Raw genomic sequence first — 1964 nt, 5'->3', positions numbered from 1 at the left:
GCGTTCCGGTCCGTCGCCCGTCGTGCTCACCGACCAACCCCGCCGTCCCTGGCCGTCGCCCGCCGGCCGGCCTCGTCGAGGTGCTGCGCGCGCCCGCCCGGACGGGCTCGTGCGGGTCGTCTTGGCCGACCGCGCGCTGGAGCCGGACCTGCTGGACGGCGTCGCCGCCCTCGGCTGAGCCCCCTCGCGCCGGCGCCGTCCGGGAGCGGTGAGACAGCAACGTTCTCGACCTTCTGTCAGGTTGCCCACTCACCGCTCCGGACCCGGTGCGACCACGGGCGGTGAGACAGCAACCCCATCGACCCGCCAAGAGGTTGCCCACTCACCGCTGCCGCGGGCGAGGGGTTGCCCGCTCACCGCTCCGCGCGCGGGGGAGGTTGCCCACTCATCGGTGGCGGCGAGGCTCGGGCTAGTGGCCGGCCTCGTGCCAGGTGCGGCCGATGCCGACCGAGACGTCGAGCGGCACCGACAGGTCGGCGGCCGAGGCCATCTGCGCCCGGACGAGCGCCTCGACCTGCTCCAGCTCGCCGGCGGCGACCTCGAGCACGAGCTCGTCGTGCACCTGCAGCAGCATGCGCGAGCGCAGGTCGGCCTCGCGCAGCGCGGACGCCACGCCGAGCATGGCGACCTTGATGATGTCGGCCGCCGAGCCCTGGATGGGGGCGTTGAGCGCCATGCGCTCGGCCATCTCGCGGCGCTGGCGGTTGTCGCTCTGCAGGTCGGGCAGGTAGCGCCGCCGGCCCAGGATGGTCGCGGTGAAGCCGGTCATGCGCGCCTCGTCGACCAGCCCGCGCAGGTAGTCGCGCACGCCGCCGAACGTCTGGAAGTAGTCGTCCATCAGCGCCTGCGCCTCGCCCGTGGTGATGCCCAGCTGCTGGCTCAGGCCGTAGGACGACAGCCCGTACGCCAGGCCGTAGTTCATCGCCTTGATGCGGGCGCGCAGGCCGCCGTCGATGGCCTCGGGGTCGCGGTCGAAGACCTTGGCGGCCATGACGGTGTGGAAGTCCTGGCCGGAGTTGAACGCCGAGATGAGCCCGGCGTCCTCGGACAGGTGCGCCATGATGCGCATCTCGATCTGGCTGTAGTCGGCGGTCAGCAGCGTCTCGTAGCCGTCGCCGACGCAGAACGCCTCGCGGATGCGCCGGCCGGACTCGGTGCGGATCGGGATGTTCTGCAGGTTCGGGTCGGCCGAGCTGAGCCGTCCGGTCGCCGCGATCGTCTGGTAGTAGGTCGTGTGGATGCGGCCGTCGTCGGCGACCGTCTTCTGCAGCCCCTCGACCGTCTGGCGCAGCCGGGTGACGTCGCGGTGGTCGAGCAGGTGGGCCAGGAACGGGTGCTCGGTCTTGACGAACAGCGACTGGAGCGCGTCGGCGTCGGTCGTGTAGCCGGTCTTGGTCTTCTTGGTCTTCGGCATGCCGAGCTCCTCGAAGAGCACGACCTGCAGCTGCTTGGGCGAGCCGAGGTTCACCTCGCGACCGATGACGTCGTAGGCCTCCTGCGCCGCGGCGACCATGCGGTCGGTGAACTCGCCGTGCAGCGCCGACAGGTGGTCGGAGTCGACGGCGATGCCGACCTGCTCCATGACGGCCAGGACGTCGAGCAGCGGCAGCTCCACGTCGCGCAGCAGCGCCAGCGAGCCCTCGGCGTCCAGCTCGGGCTGCAGGGCGCCCCACAGGTCGAGGGTCGCCCGCGCCCGCTGGGCGGCGTTGGCCGGGCCGACGGTGTCGTCGTCGAACGACAGCTGGCCGGACGCCTCGGCGTCGGTCAGCTCGCGGTGCAGGTAGCGCACCGACAGGTCGGCCAGGTCGTAGGCGCGCTGGTCGGGACGCACGAGGTAGGTGGCCAGGGCGGTGTCGGCGGCGACGCCGCGCAGGGTCCAGGCCGTGAGCGGCCAGCGCGTGCACCTGGCCTTGGCGTCGTGCAGCACCTTCGGGCGGGCCGGGTCGGCGAGCCAGTCGGCCAGG

The 1964-nt window shown here is 72.6% G+C and carries 1 protein-coding gene; it reads right to left on the bottom strand.

From position 1 onward, the window contains the following. Positions 1 to 409: 409 nt before the first annotated feature. Positions 410 to 1964, bottom strand: a 1555-nt coding sequence (gene polA / locus AC2W7G_RS14890; protein ID WP_485869125.1) for a DNA polymerase I, incomplete at its 5' end; no start/stop codon positions are given.

It is taken from the genome of Aeromicrobium sp. PFPM2_SD2 (assembly GCF_057364525.1).
The sequence above is the reverse complement of the archived record's forward strand: the minus strand, read 5'-3'. Positions and strand labels throughout refer to the sequence as shown.